Annotated in this window: 19 protein-coding genes; 11 read left to right on the top strand and 8 right to left on the bottom strand. The window is 63.7% G+C overall.

Annotated elements, in window-relative coordinates; translation table 11 throughout:
• Window positions 1-18 precede the first annotated feature (18 nt).
• The 5 genes from H1B27_RS24915 (at window position 19) to H1B27_RS24935 (ending at window position 3,423) form a co-directional block, all read left to right on the top strand.
• A complete protein-coding gene (locus H1B27_RS24915) occupies window positions 19-207 on the top strand; it encodes a DUF4169 family protein (protein WP_028177109.1) in 189 nt (62 codons plus the stop codon).
• Entirely contained in the window at window positions 204-455 is a 252-nt protein-coding gene (locus H1B27_RS24920) for a ribbon-helix-helix domain-containing protein (RefSeq protein WP_025038043.1), read from the top strand. The genes H1B27_RS24915 and H1B27_RS24920 overlap by 4 nt, the downstream gene beginning before the upstream one ends.
• A 115-nt stretch (window positions 456-570) precedes the next feature.
• Window positions 571-846, top strand: coding sequence for a FeoA family protein (locus H1B27_RS24925; RefSeq protein WP_061879324.1), 276 nt, complete (start codon window positions 571-573; stop codon window positions 844-846).
• A 35-nt stretch (window positions 847-881) separates the two neighbouring features.
• Window positions 882-2,750 carry a ferrous iron transporter B gene (feoB, locus tag H1B27_RS24930; RefSeq protein WP_197967866.1) on the top strand — a complete coding sequence of 623 codons (1,869 nt, stop codon included), beginning with the start codon at window positions 882-884 and terminating at the stop codon, window positions 2,748-2,750.
• Between the two features lie 175 nt (window positions 2,751-2,925).
• On the top strand, window positions 2,926-3,423 hold the full coding sequence (locus H1B27_RS24935; RefSeq protein WP_197967879.1) for a GNAT family N-acetyltransferase: 498 nt from the start codon (window positions 2,926-2,928) through the stop codon (window positions 3,421-3,423).
• A 94-nt stretch (window positions 3,424-3,517) separates the two neighbouring features.
• On the opposite strand, the gene H1B27_RS24940 is transcribed toward H1B27_RS24935, so the two are convergent.
• Both H1B27_RS24940 and H1B27_RS24945 read right to left on the bottom strand, forming a co-directional pair.
• On the bottom strand, window positions 3,518-4,003 hold the full coding sequence (locus H1B27_RS24940) for a YkgB family protein (protein WP_061879326.1): 486 nt from the start codon (window positions 4,001-4,003) through the stop codon (window positions 3,518-3,520).
• A 235-nt stretch (window positions 4,004-4,238) separates the two neighbouring features.
• Window positions 4,239-4,421, bottom strand: a complete 183-nt coding sequence (locus H1B27_RS24945) for a hypothetical protein (RefSeq protein WP_197967880.1) — start codon at window positions 4,419-4,421, stop codon at window positions 4,239-4,241.
• 116 nt (window positions 4,422-4,537) lie between these two features.
• On the opposite strand from H1B27_RS24945, the gene H1B27_RS24950 reads away from it, so the two are divergent.
• Window positions 4,538-6,049: an ATPase domain-containing protein gene (locus H1B27_RS24950; RefSeq protein ID WP_197967867.1), complete on the top strand. Its 1,512-nt coding sequence runs from the start codon at window positions 4,538-4,540 to the stop codon at window positions 6,047-6,049.
• Window positions 6,049-7,767, top strand: coding sequence for an ATP-binding protein (locus H1B27_RS24955; RefSeq protein WP_197967868.1), 1,719 nt, complete (start codon window positions 6,049-6,051; stop codon window positions 7,765-7,767). The genes H1B27_RS24950 and H1B27_RS24955 overlap by 1 nt, the downstream gene beginning before the upstream one ends.
• 32 nt (window positions 7,768-7,799) lie before the next feature.
• Here the strand turns inward: H1B27_RS24955 and H1B27_RS24960 are convergent, their stop codons facing one another.
• The 4 genes from H1B27_RS24960 to H1B27_RS24975 all read right to left on the bottom strand — a co-directional run bounded on the left by H1B27_RS24960 (window position 7,800) and on the right by H1B27_RS24975 (window position 14,604).
• Entirely contained in the window at window positions 7,800-8,042 is a 243-nt protein-coding gene (locus H1B27_RS24960; protein WP_197967869.1) for a hypothetical protein, read from the bottom strand.
• 47 nt (window positions 8,043-8,089) lie between these two features.
• Window positions 8,090-9,214, bottom strand: coding sequence for a DUF2336 domain-containing protein (locus tag H1B27_RS24965; RefSeq protein ID WP_197967870.1), 1,125 nt, complete (start codon window positions 9,212-9,214; stop codon window positions 8,090-8,092).
• 356 nt (window positions 9,215-9,570) lie between these two features.
• The gene (locus H1B27_RS24970) at window positions 9,571-13,242 is read right to left on the bottom strand and encodes an AsmA family protein (protein WP_197967871.1); all 3,672 of its coding nucleotides are present in this window, start codon (window positions 13,240-13,242) and stop codon (window positions 9,571-9,573) included.
• Between the two features lie 132 nt (window positions 13,243-13,374).
• A complete protein-coding gene (locus tag H1B27_RS24975; protein ID WP_197967872.1) occupies window positions 13,375-14,604 on the bottom strand; it encodes a cytochrome P450 in 1,230 nt (409 codons plus the stop codon).
• Window positions 14,605-14,734: 130 nt separating this feature from the next.
• Here H1B27_RS24975 and H1B27_RS24980 point away from each other — a divergent pair, with 130 nt between their 5' ends.
• The 3 genes from H1B27_RS24980 to H1B27_RS24990 all read left to right on the top strand — a co-directional run bounded on the left by H1B27_RS24980 (window position 14,735) and on the right by H1B27_RS24990 (window position 19,146).
• On the top strand, window positions 14,735-15,373 hold the full coding sequence (locus tag H1B27_RS24980; protein ID WP_061879333.1) for a TetR/AcrR family transcriptional regulator: 639 nt from the start codon (window positions 14,735-14,737) through the stop codon (window positions 15,371-15,373).
• A 963-nt stretch (window positions 15,374-16,336) separates the two neighbouring features.
• Window positions 16,337-18,004, top strand: a complete 1,668-nt coding sequence (locus tag H1B27_RS24985) for a hypothetical protein (RefSeq protein ID WP_197967873.1) — start codon at window positions 16,337-16,339, stop codon at window positions 18,002-18,004.
• Between the two features lie 431 nt (window positions 18,005-18,435).
• Entirely contained in the window at window positions 18,436-19,146 is a 711-nt protein-coding gene (locus H1B27_RS24990) for a CPBP family intramembrane glutamic endopeptidase (protein WP_197967874.1), read from the top strand.
• Window positions 19,147-19,355: 209 nt separating this feature from the next.
• Here the strand turns inward: H1B27_RS24990 and H1B27_RS24995 are convergent, their stop codons facing one another.
• Complete coding sequence (locus tag H1B27_RS24995; protein WP_197967875.1) at window positions 19,356-20,333, bottom strand: dienelactone hydrolase family protein; 978 nt, start codon at window positions 20,331-20,333, stop codon at window positions 19,356-19,358.
• A 278-nt stretch (window positions 20,334-20,611) separates the two neighbouring features.
• On the opposite strand from H1B27_RS24995, the gene H1B27_RS25000 reads away from it, so the two are divergent.
• Window positions 20,612-20,884, top strand: coding sequence for a hypothetical protein (locus tag H1B27_RS25000; RefSeq protein ID WP_197967876.1), 273 nt, complete (start codon window positions 20,612-20,614; stop codon window positions 20,882-20,884).
• A gap of 144 nt (window positions 20,885-21,028) precedes the next feature.
• Here H1B27_RS25000 and H1B27_RS25005 read toward each other — a convergent pair.
• Window positions 21,029-21,216 (bottom strand): transposase (locus tag H1B27_RS25005; RefSeq protein WP_197965826.1); only part of this gene is annotated, 188 nt, incomplete at its 5' end.

Genomic DNA, 21,216 nt, shown 5'->3' on the forward strand with positions numbered 1-21,216 from the left:
GGATGATGGAGACGCGGCATGGGGAACGTCATCAACCTGAATCGATTCAGGAAGCGCGCCGAGCGGGAAGCCTCGGCGAAGCAGGCGGACGCCAACCGGGCGAAATTCGGTCGCACGAAGGCGGCACGCTCGGCGGAGGAGAAGCGGGCGGACCAGGCCAAGGAGCATCTGGACCAGCACCGGATCGATCACGAGGAGCAGCCATGAAGTCGCCCGTCGTGAAGCGCTCGATCGTCGTCGCCGGCCACAAGACCAGCGTCAGCCTGGAAGAGGCATTCTGGAACGGCATGAAGGAGATCTCCGGCCTGCGCAACATGACGTTGTCCGAGCTGGTCGGCGAGATCGACAACAACCGCCAGCAAGGCAATCTGTCTTCGGCGATCCGCCTCTTCGTCCTGGACTACTTCAAGAGCCGCGCCATGGCCGCCCAGCCGGACAAGGTCCCGGCCCAGTAGCCTTCGGGGGCGCCCACGAGGGCACCCCGGCTGCCACACTTTAAAATCACTCTAAGGTGCAGCTTCCGCGAACGTGCGCGCTTGACCTCGATGCCTTGCGTTGAAAATACAGGGCATGACCGACACCACTGACACGCGTCCGCACATGCCGCTGGGTCTGGCCCAGCGCGGCTATACCGGCGTCATCCAGCACCTTTCCGCCAAGCAGGCGGGCTCGGCGCTCTCGGACGTCGAGCTCGAAAGCCGCCTGATCGAACTCGGCTTCGTCGAGGGCGCCCGGGTCGAGATCCTGCATGAGGGGCTGGTCGGGCGCGATCCGATCGCCGTACGGGTCGACAGCATCACCATCGCGGTCCGCCGTCGCGAAGCCATGGCCATCATCGTCGCCTAGATCGCGACGGGACGCCTCATCCGGGCCCTGATCACATGGAACTCCCCCTGCTGCATCTCGCCCTGGTGGGCACGCCGAACAGCGGCAAGACCTCGCTGTTCAACGCCCTGACCGGCAGCCGGCAGAAGGTTGCGAACTATCCCGGCGTCACGGTCGAGCGCAAGGAGGGCTTCTTCGTCACCCCCCTCGGACGCCAGGTCTCGGTGGTCGACCTGCCCGGCACCTATTCGCTGCGCGGCCGCAGCCCGGACGAGGAGATCACCCGCGACTTCGTGCTCGGCAAGGCCAGCGGCGAGACGGTGCCCGATCTCGTGCTCTGCGTCGCTGATTCCACCAATCTGCGCCTGACCATCCGCCTGCTGCTCGAGCTCAAGCGCACGGGACGGCCGATGATCCTCGTGCTCAACATGTTCGACATCGCGAGCCGTCGCGGCATCACCGTCGACGTCGAGCGGCTCGCCAAGGAGCTCGGCGTGCCCGTGGTCACCTCGATCGCGGTGCGCAAGGGCGGCACGGCCGATCTGCTCCAGTTGACCGACGACATCTCGGCGAAGCTCGCCGAGCCGCAGGAGAACAGCTGGCGCGCGCTCAGCGTCAGCGAATTGCGCGCCACCCAGCGCGAGGCCGACCGCATCATCGCCGACTGCGTCAGCCTGCCTGCCAGACCCGACACCTGGACCGCGCGGATCGACGCCGTGGTGCTGCATCCGGTCGGCGGCCTCATCGTGCTCGCGCTGATCCTGTTCGTGATGTTCCAGGCGGTGTTCGCCTGGGCGCAGCCGCTGATGGACCTGCTCAATTCGGGCTTCGATGCGCTCGGCGAGTTCGTCCACGACACCCTGCCCGGCGGCCTGCTCCAGAGCTTCCTCCAGAACGGCGTGATCTCGGGCGTCGGCAGCGTGATCGTGTTCCTGCCGCAGATCATCATCATCTTCCTGTTCATCCTGCTGCTGGAAGATTTCGGCTACATGGCGCGCGCCGCCTTCCTGATGGACCGCATCATGGGCGGCGCCGGCCTGCACGGCCGCGCCTTCATTCCGCTGCTGTCGAGCTTTGCCTGCGCCATTCCCGGCATCATGGCGACGCGCGTCATCGACAACAAGCGCGACCGCCTCACCACGATCCTGATCGCCCCGCTGATGACCTGCTCGGCGCGCATTCCGGTCTACACGCTGATCATCTCGGCCTTCATTCCGGCCAGGGACGTCTGGGGCTTCATCAACCTCCAGGGGCTCGTGATGTTCGGCCTCTATGCCACCGGCATCGTCAGCGCGCTTGCCGTCTCGTTCGTGATCAAGTTCTTCATGATCCGCGACTTTGCGCCGGCGCCGTTCATGCTGGAGCTGCCGGACTACAAGATGCCGCGGCTGAAATCGATCGCGATCGGGGTCTATACGCGGGCCAAGATGTTCCTGCACCGCGCCGGCACCACGATCTTCTCGATGATGGTGCTGATCTGGTTCCTGGCCTCGTTCCCGCAGCCACCGGCGGGCGCGACCGAGCCGGCGATCGATTTCAGCCTGGCGGCGATGATCGGCAAGGCGCTCGCCCCGCTGCTCGCGCCTGTTGGATTCAACTGGCAGATCGCGGTCGCCCTGATCCCGGGCATGGCGGCGCGCGAAGTCGCGGTCGCTGCCCTCGGCACCGTCTACGCCATCGAGGGCGGCAAGGAGGCGGCCGAGCAGATCGGCCAGGTGCTGGCGACGAAATGGTCGCTGGCGACCGCCCTGTCAATGCTCGCCTGGTACGTGTTCGCCCCGCAATGCGCCTCGACGCTGGCCGTGATCCGGCGCGAGACCGGAAGCTGGGCCTGGATGGCCGTGACCTTCGCCTACATGCTGGTGCTGGCCTATGCGGCGAGCCTCGTGACGTACAATGTCGCGGTCGCGTTCGGGGCGGGATAGCCCTCGCCGGATCAAAATGCGAAAACAACCCCATGCACAGTAGACGGGGGTTGTGAAATCAATGACTTGCGGATTATCCTAAATCAACTTGCACCGTCGGGCAAAACAGCGGCATAATGGCATCATCGGCCCGCTACGGCATGGCGACCTTCTCGAAATGCGTCCATCTGGCTCCATCGATCGCTTCGTCACCGAACGACTGACCGCCGAACGACTGCGCAAGGCCGATCTCGCAGATCTCGTCGCATTGCATCTCGATCCCGAGGTGTCCCGTCATCTCGGCGGCGTGCGCTCGGCCGAGACAACGAAGGAATATCTCGACGTCAACATGGCGCATTGGGACCGGTATGGCTTTGGGCTGTGGGCGCTGCGAACGAGCGACGGGTCGTTTGCAGGGCGGGCGGGCCTCCGGCACATCCTGGTGGATGACATCGACGAGATCGAGATCGCCTACGCGTTCACGCGCGACCTCTGGGGCCGGGGACTTGCCGGTGAGATCGCGACTGCGATGACGCGCATCGGACTGGCACAGCTCGCGCTGACGTCCGTCGTCGGCATCGTCCATGTCGGGAACGGTGCATCCCGCCGCGTGCTGGAGAAATCGAACTACCTTCTCGAGCGGAGCACGAACCGCCACGGCGAGGATGTCGTGATTTACCGCATCCGGCGCTGAGGGCTCCCAGAGGGGCTGGAAGCCGATACGATTTGCTATTCTCGAAGTTGAGCCCGGCAACGGCCCGCTTCGCAAATGACCTCGACGGCCTGACTCAGCCGGTGCGGAGCCGAACGAGCGACCGCGGCAGCGAGGTGAGAAACAGCACGACGCAAACACACAGCAGGACGATGTCCTTGAACAGGAACTCGCCGGTCAAATTCCACGCCATCGGATCGGATGACAGGCTCCAAGTCACGACCCCGGGCGTCGTGAAGAAGAACGACCATGTTATTGCGAAGGTCACGATACCCATGAACGAGCCGAGGGCAGACAGGATCGGGCTGAACGCGCCGGCTGCGAGCAGCGCCGCAATCACGAACTCGGAAACACCGAGAAAATAGGCCTCTCCCCTCAAGCCGAACACCGACAGCCAGGAGATGAACGGGCTATTGCTGATGAACTGCGCGATGCCCTGCGCCGATTGCAGCGTGAACTTCTGCATTCCAAACGACACGAAGATGACCACCATGACCCAGCGAAGAATGGCGAGAGGACGATAAGAACCCTCGCCATTCTCGGCGACGTTGAACCCGTTCATGTGACGATTTCTCCCGGCTACGCGTTCTTTGATTTGCGAACGAAACGTCCGCTGCAGGCTGTACGGCGGGGAAGCCTGCCGCGTTACCGGCGGCACAGGTTCCACCGATCACAGCCGCGTGCAGTGCGCGTACCCGCGACGAAGATCCTGCTGCGCAAGATGAAGTTGGTCCTACCCGTCCATGGAATCTAAACAGGAGCACGATGGGCATCGTCGCTCTCCCGGGCCCGGCCAGTCACGGCGGGTCGCTGCGTCCATTCTCCGATTCGCTCTCCTGCTCCGGGATCAGCACCGCCGGTTCGTCATAGCCTTTGCGGCTGCTGTAGAACACCAGCGCCATCAGGCCGACGCCGACGACCAGGGAGAACACGACGCCGAGCACCAGCGCGACGTAGCCTGCCGCCGGCACCTCGGCCATGCGATCTTCTCGGGGCGGGAACTCGGTGCCGGCCCATGAGTTCCTTTCCCGGGCCGCTGGCCTGCGGGAGGCTTGGACGCCAGCCTGCCCGGAGCGAAGAAGCGTAAGGGATTTCAATGACCGGTACGTCCACGGGCGCTGCAGACGGTAGCCCCACAGATTTGCCACGAGTTTCCACCGGCAGCGACGGCCTGGACGATATTCTGGGCGGCGGCTTCGACGCCAATCGGATGTATCTGTACGAGGGGCGGCCGGGCACGGGCAAAACCACGATTGCGCTGCAATTCCTTCTCAGCGGCGTGCGTGATGGCGAACGCGTGCTCTATATCTCCCTGTCCGAGACCAAGCGGGAGCTGACGGTCGTAGCCCAACGGCACGGCTGGTCCCTGCAAGGCGTGGACATCTTCGAACTGGTCCCGCCCGAGACCACGCTCGATCCGGACCGGGAGCTCACAGTCTTCCATCCCGCCGAGATGGAGTTGAGCGAAACGACCGGTCTGATCTTCAAGGAGGTCGAGCGGATCAACCCTACGCGCGTCGTGCTCGACAGCCTCTCCGAACTGCGTCTGCTTGCCCAGAACCCGCTTCGTTACAGGCGCCAGGTGCTGGCCTTGAAGCATTTCTTCACCAACCGCAATTGCACCGTCGTGCTCCTCGACGATCTCTCGTCCTCCCAGGATGATCTGCAACTGCATTCGATCGCGCACGGCGTCGTCATGCTCGAACAGCTCGCGATCGACTACGGGGCAGAGCGACGACGGATCCGCGTGATCAAGATGCGCGGCATTCGATTCCGCGGCGGCTTCCACGACTTTACGATTGCAAAGGGCGGCTTGCGGATCTTCCCGCGCCTCGTGGCGGCCGAGCATCACAAACCGTTTCCCGGCGAGTTCACGCCCAGCGGCAATCCCGAGCTGGACCAACTGCTCGGAGGCGGGCTCGAACGCGGCACCAACGCGCTGTTCATCGGCGCTGCCGGAGTGGGTAAATCCTCGCTCGCGCTCACATATGCGATAGCGGCCGCGGAACGCGGCGAGCACGCTGCGTTTTTTGCCTTCGATGAAGGCCGCGGCACAGTGGAAGCCCGCGCCCGGACGCTCGGCCTGCCGCTCGAAAAGTACGTCGAGTCCGGCCTTATCCGCTTTCAACAGATCGATCCAGCCGAGCTGTCGCCGGGCGAGTTCGCAGCGACCCTGCGCAGGAGCGCGGAAATCGATAACGCCCGCGTGGTCATCATCGACAGCCTGAACGGCTACCTGAACGCGATGCCGGACGAGCGGTTTCTCATCCTGCAGATGCACGAACTTCTGACCTACCTTGCGCAGCAGGGAGTGCTCACCATCCTGATCCTCGCTCAACATGGGCTGGTCGGTCCGATGGATACGCCGCTCGACATCAGCTATTTGAGCGACGCGGTGCTCATGCTGCGCTATTTCGAGGCCGGCGGATCGGTGCGGCGCGCCTTGTCTGTCGTCAAGAAGCGCAGCGGCAACCACGAGCACACCATCCGCGAGTTTCGGCTCGGCAGCACCGGTGTCAAGCTCGGCCCGCCTCTCACCGACTTCATGGGCATCTTTTCGGGCAATCCGCGTTATACCGGCACGGACATCCCGGAAGGATCGGCCTGATGAGCGCCGACCGCGGACACCGCGTTCTCATCTTCGCTCCGATCGGCCGCGACGGGCCGGCGTCGGCCGAGCTTTTCCGCAGTGCGAGCCTCGAAGCGGTCAACTGCCGAAGTCTGCCCGAACTCGTCAGCGAGATGAGTGCCGGCGTGGGCGCGGTCTTCCTTGCCGAGGAAGGACTATTCGGGAAAGACACGGCGCCGCTCGCTGAATGGATCGCGAGCCAACCGCCATGGTCCGACCTCCCCTTCGTCGTTCTCACCAGCCATCGAGAGCAGCCCGCGGTCGTCGCCTGGCGCCGCAATATCGTCGCCCTGCTTCGCAACGTTTCGCTGCTCGAACGACCGGTCCAGCCGATCACGCTGACCAGCGCGGTTCAATCGGCGATGCGGGCACGGCGGCGTCAATATGAGATCCGGGCCCTGATCGCAGCGCGCGAGCAGACTGCGCAGGAGCTCGAAAAACTGGTGGTCGAGCGCACGCGAGAGCTGGAGGAGGCCAACGAGCAACTGCGTCTCGAAATGAACGAGCGCGCTCGCGTCGAGGAAACGCTTCGCCAGGCGCAGAAAATCGAAGCTATCGGCCAGCTCACCGGCGGGGTCGCGCACGACTTCAACAATCTGCTGATGGTGATTTCCGGAGGCCTCGACATGCTGGACCGCCAGACAGATCCAAACCGGCGCCGGCGTCTGATGGACGGGATGATCCAGGCCGCACAGCGCGGCGCCAGCCTGACCAAGCAGCTGCTGGCGTTCTCACGCCGGCAGAGGCTGCGCCCGGAAGCCGTCGACGTCGCCATGCAGATCGGCGGTATGCGCGAGCTGCTCGATCGAAGCCTGCGAGGCGACGTCCACGTCGAATTCGACTTCCCGGATGCTCTTTGGCCGGTCGAGGTCGATCCCGGCGAGCTCGAGCTGGTCATTCTCAATCTGGCCGTCAATGCCCGGGATGCGATGCCCAACGGCGGCACCATCGTCGTCCGCGGCGAGAATCTGCCCGATTTGAATGACGGGGAGATCGCCGGCGACTATGTCAGGCTGTCGGTCATCGATACGGGCGTCGGCATGCCTCCGGAGATCCTGTCGCGGGTCTTCGAGCCGTTCTTCACGACCAAGGACGTCGGCAAGGGATCCGGACTGGGGCTCGCGCAGGTCCACGGGTTTGCGACCCAGTCACGCGGGACCGTCCGCATCAAATCGCAAGTCGATCAGGGCACCAGCATCGAGCTCTACATGCCCCGCTCGTTGAATCTCGCTTCCAAGCAACGACACTTGATCGATTTCAACAGGGCGGTACGGCCGAAGAAGAACGACCAGGGCCAAATCCTGCTGGTCGAAGATGACGACGAGGTGGCCGCACTCGTTGGTGAGATGCTTGGTCAGCTCGGCTACGAAGTCACGCGGGCCGCCAGCGCCGCAGCTGCTCTCGGTGCTCTGGCCGATGGTCGTTCCGTCGATCTCATCTTTTCGGACATCATGATGCCGGGCGGCATGAATGGCGTGGAACTCGCGCGGGAGATCAGGAGACGACGTAGCGACATACCCGTACTGCTGACCAGCGGATACGCCGAGGCCGCGATCCATGAAGCCGAAACGGCGGGCATCCAGATATTAGCCAAGCCGTATCACATCGACGAGCTGGCCGCGGCGCTGAATGCCGCGAAATCGACCCTTCAAGTTGATACGCAATCCAAACGCTCCAGCTCTTTGCTGAACTCTTGAGGTTCGGCGCGTCAGGCAGGATTGACTCGTGCCTACCGGAAATATCCCAGCACGAGGTCGACATCCGCGCTGCCTGCGACCGCGCCGTTCAACTCCGCGTCGATGACGCGACGGCAGGCATCGACGGCGGCGTGGTCGCCGAGATCGTTGGCGGCTTCCAGCACGAGCCAGGCGGCGTCGACCGACGCCTTGTCCGGTGCGCCGCCGCCGAGATCGGCGGTGACAGCATTGCCGAGGTTCTTCTTGCGAACGGCGGTGCCGAATTGAGGCAACATTGCAAATACTCCCCTTCGAATTCCGGGATGATGCTCAGTGCACCCGACTAGTGGACCTGAAACTCGGGCTGACGGCCCGTAACGGTCTCGGCACCCGCGCCATTCTTGCGCGACTGGTAGAACTTCAGAATGCTGCGCGAGGTCTCGATCTTGAGCCGACCGTACTCGCGCTCGTTGTCCTGGAGCTCGCGCGCCGTGATCAGATGATCCTTGGCGCCGAGGAACAGGAGCGACATCGTCGTGTCCCAGGAGAAGTCGAGCGCCTTGCACAAGACCAGGATCATCTCGCGGTTGCGATCCATCAGCGCGCGCTCGATCACGTCGACAGGCAGCGACGAGAGCAGCGACAGGCCGATCTGCACCTCGTCGAAGCGGTGCTGGCGCGCATAGTTCGAGATGGAGTCCTGGTTGAGGTTGCCCTGCCGGTACTGCGTCGTGACCACGCGCTTGGCGACGAAATAGCTGCGCGAGGACGGGCCGAACTTGGACTGGAGATCGCCGGTGAGCTCGGTCACCGAGCTCTGGATCTGCGCCATCATCTCGGGCCGCTCGGTCTCGAGGCGGCGGCGGACGTCTTCCGACGCCTTCGAGATCAGCTGCTGGAAGATGTGGCGCGGCACGTCCTTGCGCAGGCCAAGCTGTTCGGCGAGAATCGAATCGCCCTCGGCACGGCGGACCATGTGCAACAAGCCGGACCCGGAGAAGCGCGCGCCGTCGTTCCTGGCAACCGACGTCACGACCTCCTGGTTGCCGCGCTTGACCAGCACGTCGGTCACGGCTTCGCCGATCGACTTGCGCTGGGCGATCGCGAGCAGGTGCGACTGGCTCTTGGTCAGGGCGCTCTCGACCAGCATCTTCTCGTCGAGACGATTGGACTCGCGCAGCACGGGACCGGCGACCTCGATCTCGTCGTCGAGCGCGAGCTTTTCGATGACGTTGAGCGGCGCGTGGTCGCAGGCCGCCATCAGCTCCGAGAGCTGCGCCCGCGCGGCGACCTCGATCTCCTCGGCGAGCCGGCCGATGACCTCGCCGAACGTGGAGATCTCGTCGTCGCTGTAGCGGCCGGTGATCAGGATATCGGTCGCATGCCACAACGCCTTCGCCCGGCTTTCGTCGGTGCCGCGCGCGATCGCGTCGTCCAGATCCTGCAGAAGCGATTTCGCCCCGTTCATCTCGATCACCCCAGTTCTTGGTAGCCGTTTGGCAAGCCGTCCCGCCGCTCTTGGCGCGACGCCGAATTCCTCTGGGAACCGACGCTAGAGATGAAACGCGAGAATTCAGTAAAATCGGCAAATCAGTTTTGCCGAGCAAGATTCATTCAAATGCGAGGGAATGCGTTAACGGGCGGGCAGCGGAGACGGTGCGCCCCCTCTCCCGCTTGCGGGAGAGGGTTGGGGAGAGGGTGTGTCCGCAACGGGATAGTCCCCCAGAGGAGAGAACCCTCACCCGGCGCTTCGCGCCGACCTCTCCCGCAAGCGGGAGAGGCTAAACGAGCCCGCGGCTCCGTCTCTCCAAACCGACTTCGCGCTCACGGATTCTGCGGCGTCAGCACCAGCGGCGGCTTTGGCCTGGGCTTGGCGGGCGGCGGGCCCGGAGCCGGCTTCACCTCGATCGGCGGCGGCAGTGGCGCGGCCTGCTGGCTTGCGAGCGGCGGGCTTGCGAGCTGCGGGCTTGTGAGTGGGGGGCTTGGCGTAGCGGGAGCCGCCTGCGGCGCCCGCGGCGTCGGCGCGGGCCTCGACTCCACCTTGGGCCTTGCCGGCATGCGGCGGGGGTCCTGCCCCGGCAGGGGCACATGGGCCGGCGCCTGCTCAGGCGCTGCATCCGGAGACACCAGCGTCGGCAGCGCAGCGGTGGCCGGCGGCGGCTCGCCGCGTTCGATGGCATCCAGCCGACGCGTCTCGCGATCGATCGTGCGCACCGCAAGCCATGACGAGAGCGGCGTGAGGTCGATGGTGCGGCTCAGCTTGTCGGGGGGCCCTGCCGCGAACAGCTGGATCTCCGGCGGGGCGCCGGAGAGGCCGGTCATGATCGGCGTCAGGCTGGCGCGGATGTCGGCCTGGTCGGCGGGAATGTCGTAGCCGCCGGAAACGATGGCGCGGGCGTTCTTGGCCTCCAGCGACGTCGCGCCGACGCGCAGCCGGCCGTCGCGGATCGTGAACGGGATCTGGGCCGAGGCGATCGTAATGGGAGCGGCCGACAGCGCGGGCTCGACGAGCTGCCGCAGACGGTTGTCGTCGGCGACCTGGCCGCCGTCGCTGGCGCGGATCGCGATCTCGAACGCACGCGGATTGAGGCCGCTGATTTCCGCGGACTCGAGCGTCACCGTGCCGTTGCCGGCGAGCGCACCGGTCAAAGCCGCGACGCTGCGGCCCTGGCTGGTGAGCGCCATCTGCACCGAGGCGCGCCCCTTGGACAGCGCGAGATCGCGATAGCGCAGCGTCGCCGCATCGACATTGCCGAGCTCGATGCGCGCGTTCAGCGCAAGACCATTCGCGCCGTTGCGCGCGTCGAGGCTCGCGGACATCTCGCCGCCGCCGAGGCCGGCCTTGAGCGCATCGAACGCGAGCGACTGCCCGTCGCTCCGGATCGTGCCGCCGAAGGGGCGCAGCTCGATGCCGCCTGGCAACGTTCCTCGCAAGGCCTGAAAGGCGATGCGGCCACGCCAGCCGCCGACGAGCCCCGGACTGAACGGCTCACCGGACTCATGTCCGGCCGCGCCGATCGCGATTGCGAGCGCCGGGGCAAGATCGAGCGAGTCGAGGCCGACCTCGCCGTCGACGCTCTTCTCCTGATCGAGCGTCATCGAAAGATGCCCGCGCAGATGCGAGCCTGCTGCATTGCCGTCGAGATCGTCGAAGGTCAGGCGATTGCCCGACAGCGTGAGGCGGGAGAACAGGCTGACGTTCTGCGCCGATTTGTCGGCCGGCCCGGTGCCGAGCAGCGGCGCCAGATTGACGTTGCGCACCCGCAGGTTCACGCTGGCCTTAGGTTCGGACGATTTGGGCTCCGACAGTTCGACGCTGCCTTGCGCATCCGCATCGAGCCCGCCGCCGCTGAGCTTCGCGTTCAATTGCAGCGGCCGGCGCCAGGCGCCGCTCAGGCGGCCTTCGAATTGCGAGGCGCCCTCGCCCGCGGCCACGACGCGATCGAGCCCGAGCAGCGCCAGCAGCGCGCCGGCCTGCGATGCCGAGCCCTTCGTATCCAGCGTGAAGTCGCTGTTGCGCAACCTTTCAAGGTCGATTCCTCCGATGGCCGCCGCCGGCGTCTGCGCGACCAGGGTCGTGGTCGCCTTGAGCTGCGGCGCGTCGAGGTCGAGCACGATTCGCGCATTGCTGCGATCGGCATGCTCGGTGTTCCTGTCGAGGCTGAGATCGAGCTTGAGACGGGCCGCGCCGGGTGATGACGGCAGCGCATCGAAGCGCGCGCGCACCGCGGGCGCAAACGGCTCGATCAGCGCGGTGAGCTCGCGCAGCGAACTGGCCGAGGATTTCACCGCGAGCTTGCCGGTGGCTTTGGTGCGGTCGAAGCTGCCGCTCGCCTCCGTGGTCAGGCCGCTGGCCTGGCCGAAGCGCAACTGCTCCAGCGACAGCGATGCGGGGCTGTAGGCGAGCCTGGCTGCGAACGGCCGCAGCTCCTGGCCGGCGGAGATCGCGCGGCCGATATCCAGTGAGAGCTTCGCCTCTTCCGGCCACTCGCCCTGCGGCCCCGCGAGCGCGCGGACAAAACTCGCGGCGGCATCGAGGTCGAGCCGGTCGGCCTTGAGCTCCGCGTCGATGCGCGAGCCCTTGCTCGCGCCTGTCTGCACGAAGGCGATGCGGCCCTCCACCGCGCCGCCGTCGATGTCGGCCTTCAGCTTGTCGATGGCGAGGTGATTGGCGGCGATGGTCACGTCACCGGCGAGGCGCAGCGGCCGCGTGCTGCGCCGGTTGACCTCGCTGCGGCCCTGAAGCCAGGCCACCAGCGTGTCCGGATCGGACGATTCGATGCGCAGACGGCCGCTGAAGCTGTCCGCGCCGGGGGTCGCGCCGTTGAGTGAAAGCTGCGTCGTGCCGGGCGCACGCAATTCGAGCCGCTGGAAGGTCCATGACCTGCCGTCGGTCTGAAGCTCGGCCGCGATGTTCTGAAGTGGACGGCCGCCGAGCATGATCTGATCGGCATTGAATTCGATCTGCGCCGGGATTGGCGTCTGCGGGATCGCCGCAAGGCCCGCCCGCAGCGCCGGCAGGACGCGCTGCGGATCGGCATCGTCCCTGGCCGTCAGCCTGTCGGCATCGACCTGCCGCGCCGACAGCACCGCGCGCAGCAGCGGCGAGGCGCCGAACCTGAGTTCACCAACGCCGCCGAGCTTCAGCGCGGCGTCTTCCGTGCCGAAGCTCGCGTCGATCTGCTCGAATTTCGCGCCGGCCGGATCCGCCTTGAGCCTGGTCGCGAGCTTCCAGGGCGTCGGCCCCGCCTCGCCCGCCTTCCTGATCGCGGGCACGGCGAGCGTCAGCGCGCCGTCGAATTTCGGCTGGCGGTTGTCGAAGGCGAGCACGCCTTCGAGATCGGCGAGGATGGCGCGCTCGCCGGGATCGATGTTGAGGTGGAGACGGGTGGCGCTGCCGTCGGCGCTCGGGCCGGAGGAGACGCGGAACGGATAGCGCACCCCGGCGGCGCTGAAACTGCCGTCGCCCCGCACCGAGCCCGCGAGCGAGCGCACGTCGCCGGAGAAGGCGATGTCGTTCAATTCCAGCGTCGAGCGGCTGGCGGCGTCGTGCAGGGCGATGCGGCCGGTGAGATTGAGCCGTTCGATGGCGAGGGACGCCAGATCGAAGGCGCCGCTCGCGATCGAGGGCAGATCGACCCGCCCGCGCGCGTCCAGGCCGAGATCCAGCGCCATGCCGCCCACCGAAAGCTCGGTGGCGCGCCATTCGCCGCGCATCAGGGAGCCGAGGCTGAACTCGACGTCGAGCTTGTCGGCGCGCAGGCGGCCGAGATCGTTGTTGCCGCCGAAGGTGACGCCGCGCAGCCGCAGCGTCGGCGCCGGCAGCAGCCGCGCGTCGAGCTCGCCCGCGACCCGCACCGGCACGCCGATGATCTTGGCGGCCTCCGCCTCGAACTGGGGCCTGAACTGGTTCCAGTCGACGTAGTAAGGCCCGATCAGCGCGGCCAGCAGCGCAATAATGAAGGCAATCGCCAATCCGAGCAGCGTCGTCTGCACGGGTCTCCCCTCGGCCAAACCGGCCCGGGCCGAACCTGAGGGCCTCAGGCGCGCCGGAACAGCCCCTTATATAGAGGGAAGTGTGGCGAAGTCACAGCGACTGTTGCGCGCGGAGGTTAACGCCGGCGCGCCTCACCAGCTCGCCGGCAACCGCTTCAGACCACGCAGCACGAATGTCGGCCGCCATTCCGGGTTTTCGACGTCGTCGATGCGCAAGTCGGGTAGCCGCCGCAGCAGCGTGGCGATGGCGATCTCGGCCTCGATGCGCGCCAGCTGGGCACCCAGACAGAAATGGATGCCGCCGCCGAACGACAGCGGCTTCACGTTTGGGCGGGTGACGTCCAGCCGGTCGGGCCGATCGGGATAGACCGCGGGATCCCGGTTGGCCGAGCCGAGCAGGCACAGCACGCTCTCGCCCTTCGGAATCTTCGCGCCGCCGAGGTCGACATCCTCCAGCGCGACGCGCCCGGTCATCTGCACCGAGGAATCGTAGCGCAGGAATTCCTCGATCGCCCCCTCCATCAGCTCGGGCCGCGCCTTGAGCAGCGCCAGCTGATCCGGATTGCGGTGGAGCGCGAGCAGGCCGTTGCCGATCAGGTTGACCGTGGTCTCGTGGCCTGCGCCGAACAAGAGGATGATGTTGGCGGTCAGTTCCTCGTTGGTGAGCTTGTTGCCGTCCTCCTCGGCCTGCACGAGCTGGGTGATGAGGTCATCCCCGGGAGTGCGGCGGCGCAGCTCGAACAGCTGCTGGAAATACATCTGCGCCATCAGGTTGCCGGCGTTGCCCTGTTTGATCTCCTCCGCAGACAAGGGCACGGGATCGAGCAGCCGCCCGCCGTCGCGCGAGCTCTTGTAGAAGACTTCGCGATGCTCCTCGGGGATGCCGAGCATGTCGCAGATGATGGTGACGGGCAGGCGGAAGGCGAAATCCTCGATCAGGTCCATGTGGCCGCGATCGATCACGGCGTCGATGGCCTCATCGACGATCTGCTGAATCCGCGGCCGCATGTCCTCGACCCGGCGGGCGGTGAAGGCCTTCACCACGAGGCCGCGCAGCCGGGTGTGGTCCGGCGGATCGGCCTGCAGCATCCAGTAGCTCATGCTGCGAAACACCGGCTCGTTCATGATCTCGGGGCCGTAGCGTCGCGTGCTGCGCTCGACGAAATCCTTGCCGAAGCGCTTGTCGCGCAGCACGAGACTCACCTCGGCGTGGCGGCTGGTGACGAACTGGCCGAACGGCGTCACATGGATCGGATCGAGCGTGCGCAGCCGGTCGTAATGCGGATAGGGATCGCGGATGAAGTCCGGCGAGAGCGGGTTGAACAGCGGTCCGCCGCCGGCGCCTTGCACGTGCTCGTTCATGGTGACCTCAGACCGGTTGCCGCATGAATCGAATACGCCGGGCAGCCCCTCATGCGCAGCGTAACCATCCCTGAATGATCGAACTCGATACATTGTTGTATCGAGTTGCAGTCTGCCCTAACCTGTGCCGATGTCAAGGGTGAGAACGAGACCGACCAGGGACGATACGCGCGACAGGCTGTTCGAGGCGGCCGCGCGCGTGTTCGAACAGGACGGCATCGGCGGCGCCAGCATCGAGGCGATCGCGGCGGCGGCGGGCTTTAGCCGCGGGGCGTTCTATTCGAACTTCAAGAGCAAGGACGAGTTGATCATCGCCATGCTCGAGGACCATGTCGAGCAGTCGATCCGGCGCAACATGGACATCCTCGCGCAGCACGACAATCTCGACGATTTCATCGCGGCGCTGAAGACGATGGACCGCAGCCGGCAGGATCCGCTCGGCCGCTCGCCCCTCCTCCACATGGAGATGATCCTGTTCGTCGCACGCGCCGAGAAGCGCCGCCCGGAGCTTGCCAAGCGCCTGCGCGCGCGGCGCAAGCTGGTCGCCGACATCGTCGAGGCGACATTGAAGAGCAACGGGCGCAACGACAATCTGAACCCGCCCTGGATGGCCTCCGTCGTGCTCGCGCTGGAAGACGGCTTTCGCCTGCACCGGCTGATCGATCCGGAGACGACGCCGGCCGACAGTTTCCTGCGCGCGATCACGGATCTCAGGCGCAGGACGGGATTGGCCTCGGACCACGTCGAAGTGGTCCGCGTCGAGCCTTGATCAGGCCTCGTCGGGACCGACCGGCTCCACCGGCCATCCAAAATACGAATACAGGAATTCCCCGACCTCGCGGTCGGTTAGTCTAGCATCATCAAAGGAAGCTGAAGTCGTTTAGGCCACGTAGCAGGCTGATGATGAGCAACGTATCTGACCTAGACGCGTGGATCAACGAGTCCATTCACATCAGCGCAAAGAGTGACTATCACCCCACAGCCTTCGTCGCGATGCGTACAAGGCGCGGTACCGTCGCGGCGATCAAGCGGCTTGTGAGCCAAGGGGACACACAGAGCGGGTTTCGGCGTCTCAAGCAACTGGGCTTGAAGAAGTGAACAATCGAGCAGGCGGTGCTCAACTTCTACGATGACTTCCCCAATCGCGAATTGCGTGAAGCCGCTCGATCGCAGCTTGAGCAACCTTGAACTAGCGGGGACGCAGACCTGCATGTGGCCGGTGGCAGGGTTGTAGCGGTTCTTGCCGTAGTCGGACGGGCTGGAGCAGGAGCGGAGGCACCGCGACGGATGCCGCCATCAGGTATACGCAGCATCGCGGGCTGTCTGTCAGTGCACACAGCAAGCTTACCGCGCAAAGGTGCGTTCAGCAGCGGTGGTGCCTCTTAGGCAGCCATTGGCGAAGTAGTCGGTGGTGCGTGGCATTGCTTGGAAGACACGATTTGTGGCGAATCGATACGGACGACACTTCGCGGCTGCGAGATTCGTGGTGAAATGGATCACACGCTCTTTGTAGCAGGCCACGTAATCTTGCCCCGCATTGGCGCCTTGGGGGCTTCGTTTCTATGATTGATTTACTTAGGAAAGTGGCACAGGCAGCACATGCGATTTCTGGGCGCCTACGATCTCAAGGAAGCAACAAAGCCGTCGCGGAGCTCATCTACAATAGCTTAAGCTAACGTATTGCCGCGCAGTTGCGCCTAGATGCGGGTTGTATCGATAAAGCGGAATTGCAATGTCACAGTATAATGAGATGGTTCTTTTGTTGATCTTGTGGGCCGCTTCACTTCTGTACGGCCTCTTGTTTTTTTTCTTTTTGTGGTGGCTCGTCTGGAAGATCATTCGGTTGGTGGTCCGCCACATCGGCGCATTTGGTGAAACACCAGCCGCGCGGTTCGTGTCGCTCGGCATCGTTTTGTGGTTTAACCCCCATATTCTTAGCGATCCGATCGACGCGCTGAATGGATTCATAAAGCCGCTGCTGAGCAGCGTGCCCCAGTCAATCGGGACAACGCTCGCTCAGTTCAAGAGCAGCTCAAATCCAACTGTGTTCTTTGATCAATTCATGCGGCTGACTGGGCTGCTCGTAACAGCACTAACGAGCTTCCTGTCGCGGCTCGAACTGACCAGGCTGTTTATCGGCTTGGCTGAATGGGCAGCTCTCGGCACCCTCCTGAGCTGTCTGGTCGCTCCACGGAGAGTAGGATTCGGTTCGGCGGCGATCGCTGGCTTTGCGAGTATTTCGTACAGGACACGCACGCTCGTGGCTCTTCTGGCGATTGTCGCCTTGGGCGGAACCGTCGGCATTTCCTCAATCGTCGCCGTTCCGTATTTGCGGCAATCGGCCGAAGCAACAGCGAAAGAGAAGGAGACGCTCGCAGCAGAGCTAGAGCAGGCGGGCTATTCGGCCGAAGACTATGAGCGCCAGTTTCCCGGAGATATTCGCGAACCGACGATATTGAAAACCCTCAAAGAGAAGTTGGCATCGTCAAATGATGAAGACATGAAGGCCGTCGCTTCACCACTCCTTTTAAGCCTCGACAGCATTCGGAATGGTGCTCTCGTCGCTTACAAGAACCTCCAATATACGGGCCTCGGTCGACAAGACGAGCAAATGAATAAGGCTATCAGGAAATTCGGTATCAACGCTGGTCGCGGAGCACAAGAGCGCGCACGTTACTCCGAAAAGCTTCAGGCTTGGTATCGGAATCAGGTGGGGGCTATCGGAGGCAGGATTGGGGACTGCAAAGGTCGAGTTGAGAACTTTGATAGCGTCATCATAAATCTGTCGAGTACGCTTGAGCGGCTCACGTCGCCAACTCTGTTTACGCGCGTTCTGGGCGGCGATCTCATAAAACAGATTGTTGAGCCCCTAGAGCAGCCTTTACGGCAAATCGCTACTTGCAACACAAGTGAATTGCCGGAGGATGCTCCCGATCTGGTTCCGGCCGAAAACTGGGGACCATTCGGTACAACGGCTCGCTGGTTGCTCAGTACAGGTTCGTTGGACCTGACGCTGATTGCCGGGATGCTCGGGTTCGGTCTATTGGGCGCGACTATTTCCACAGCCGTACGAAAAGGAGCACTCCTGGACTATCAGGACCAGACAGTGGCGTCCGATCTCGCAGGGGTAATCATTCGCGGCTTTTCGGCGGCGATCGTCGTCTTCCTTGCCGCAATGGGCGGATTGGCCATCTTTTCCGCTTCAGGGGGAAGCCAGCCGACGGACCCCAACCCGTACGTTCTGTTCCTCACCTGCTTTGTTGCAGCGGTCTATAGCGAAGATCTTTGGCTCGGAGCGCGGCGCCGCTTTCGAGATAGGGCGGGCCTATCCTCAGAGGAGCCAAAGCCGGCATCTGATCCCTGGCGGCAGTACAGGCAAGATACGCCCGACCATCGCTAGTCTAGCTTGACCCGTAGCCGGGAACCGATCGGATGGATGCGCAGGTTCATCAGGTCGTTTGCTGCACTCGACGCGCAGATGCGTCGGGAAATCTCGCCTGCAGACCGGCCGGATGTACACCGGTCCGTGCAGACCTATCCGTAAGGCTCGTTGCGCTTAGCCACATCCCTCGCTTGATCGATACCAACGGTAGCATCCGGCTCTCTGCCGAGAGCCATGCAACGGTGACGACTTTATCGAGAGCTATGACCGGACCGACCGCAGCTTCCAGAAAGAGCGGTCATTCTGGCTCCCTTGATGGTGCGGGACCACTAGAGAACCCGCAAAGGTTGTTATACGGTCAGGCGCGCAGAGCGAGGGGTGATTGATCGCATGTCGCAAACCGAGGGGCCGCCCACCGGCCTGAACGTCACTTCGCGCGCCGGTTTCGAATGGCGTCGGAGCATCATAACTTTGATGCTGGTTCTTGCCCCTATGGCGCTTGCGGTCATTGTGATGACCATTGGACTTGCCGCCCGGGCGATGTGGCTCTTCATACACCGCGCTTCCGCCGAGCTGCCCGCGCCACCCAGCTTGGCCTGCTGTCGTACGCAATCAGCAGTTGGCTTGCCGTAGCCTTGGCATTGGTCTGGACAACGCGTCAGACCTTGCGCTCGGACGTCTTCAGATTTCGCAGACTAACCCTCCCCGCCATCGCCGCGAGCCTCATTGGCTTCGGGATCGTCACAGCCGGCGTGCCCATCGTGACACATTGGTTGGCTAGCGTAACTGGACATCGAAGCCAGGATGTTCGGATCGATTTTCATGACGCGAAGGCAATCGCAATTGTGGTCTTTCTTTTCGTCGTGACAACGCCGGTGACCGAAGAAATCCTCTACCGTGGCCTCTTGGTTTCTTGGCTGCGTCGAATTGGCTGGCAAGATTCCAACATCCTGGCCTTTGGAACCGTGATCTTTGCTGCCAATCATATTATTCCGCTCGGTCTCGTTTGGGCTGCAGCGATGATTTTGTTGGGCCTGGTGACGTACGCGCTGCGCTTGCGCTACGAATCGCTTTCTCCCGCTTGGCTCGTCCACGCACTTTTCAACGCGCAGCTCACGCTGTCCTATCCGTTGATGGCTTGGTTCGCGCAAGCCGCCTAGTTGTTCGAGCGGCTGGGAGGGCAATGCGGCACCTGGACCCGTCGCAGGCGTTCGCTAGTGGCATCGTTGCGACAAATTCCGGCCGACCTCAAAGTCTCGGACGTGAGGTGTAACGGACGCCACTTTGACCGGGCCAAACCGAACAGATTGCCCCGAGCGGACATTGTGACGCCTCGGGTTGAATTGCAGCAATGACGCTGATTTTTGCCTTAAGGCCGCAGGCTTCGCTGAAGGAAGGAAGCCGTATCAGCGATCGACTGGGCGCGAACCGCCGCGTCAAATCCCATCGAATATCCGGGCGCTGCGGCAAGGCAGGCTCCAATAGCGGCCGGGTCAAATGGCTTCGGCTCTCCGTCGATTAGCAGGGCCGGCCGCTTCGGTCCCAGCAGGAGGAGCGGACATTTTTTCGTGCTGACGAGGTCCGGGTAGAAGCGGGCAGTGGTCAGATCGGGAACTGTCCATGCGTGGTAGGCGCCCCGATAGACTACGGTCTGGATTGGAGCTGGCGCCCCAGCGGCGCGCGCGTAAGCCAGGTAACCGTCGATCTTTGTCACTGGAAAGTTATCGTCCTTGTCGCCAAGCAGCATCAGGATCGGGGAGCCGGCATAGGCGGCCGGATCGGCAATCGCGGCAAAAGTACCTCCGGGATAGAATGCGACGTGGGCGGCAAACCGCTCTGGTCCGGGATTGAGCGCCGACCGCAGCGTCTCCATTGCCGCAAGATGGGCCACTTCAGCACCATACGAGAAGCCGATGATCGCAATGTGCCTGGCGTCGATCCGACTCTCGCTGGAAAGGAAGCGCAATGCGGCGTATGCGTCCGCAACGCCAATCGGCAAATAACCTGGTGATCCCTGCAGGGCTGTGCCGGTGGTTCCGCGCGCAGCGAAGCTGTCATAGGTCAACGTGGCGAAGCCTGCCTTGCGCAATTCGGTAGCGATATAGCCTTCGTTTGCGTCGCGATAGCCGGCGAGCGTGTGCACGACGATGACGGCGGGGTATTGGTCCTTCACTTGTTCGGGAAGCGCGAGGGTCGCCTTGATCGTCACCGGTCCGGTCGTGGCGTCTCGCGCCAAAAGCTGGCGCATGTCGCTGTAGGTGACAGACTGAAACGTGATTGTGGTCGCGTCTGTCTGCGGCGTCCGGCAATGTCCGGCCGCCGTTCCGTATGCGAACGCCGCCACCACTCCGCATAAGATCCGGTGCATCGGGTGCCTTCGCCTCACCTTGATCAAGCAAAACTACCCGGCCGCTTCCACGAAAGCTACGTCTGTTGTTATGCCCGTGCCTGACCTTAGCCCAAAGCGCCGCAAGGTCCGCTTCCTGTAGCTGACCCGAACAGGGCGATGCGAGCGGGCAAGGGCGGCCTTTGACCCCCATTGCGGTCGTCGCGGAGTGCGGGCAAGGTCGATTGCGATGAGCGAGGCCGCAGTCAACTTCTGGCTCAACTGATGTGAGGGACGAGATGGCGCAAGAACGCATTGCGGCCGCAGGCAATACCGACGTTCCGGCATATCTCACGCTGACCAAACTCGGATATCTCGTTGAGCGCATCAATAGGGATGGCCAGGAGCATTGGACCGCGAAGAAGGGAACGCTCGAGCTTATCGCAGATGGCCCTCTAGTACTCCTCGGCCTGTCAATGCTGAGAACTGAGCGTGGCTCAGGTTGGCAGGCAGACGATAGTGAAATCGATGAATTTCTAAGTCGGTTCCACCCTTCGTCCGCGGGACCATGATCATCACTATGTCGGTTGGCAATGTCCGCTACTTGCCGATATTGTTGCAAAAGTCATTGTAACCGACGAATGCCCCTTCGGCCATTGGGCAAAGTGGACCGGCTTTGATCCGCCGACCCTGACGCTCTCTACGCAACTCCTACGCTACGCGATGCAGAGAGCATGAGCGGGCGGAGGTCGTGCAACGAGCGACGCGAGGCGCCTCAGATTTTGCGCGATGGCAGCAAGAACAAACTCATCCTGTGCGCCTCGTGGTCCACGCAGTCGAAGCCGACCGAGCCTGAGAATGCGCTTCAGGTGTGCAAACCGCATCTCAATCTTCTTCCGCTCAC

This window comes from Bradyrhizobium diversitatis (genome assembly GCF_016031635.1).
GTDB classification, from domain to species: domain Bacteria; phylum Pseudomonadota; class Alphaproteobacteria; order Rhizobiales; family Xanthobacteraceae; genus Bradyrhizobium; species Bradyrhizobium diversitatis.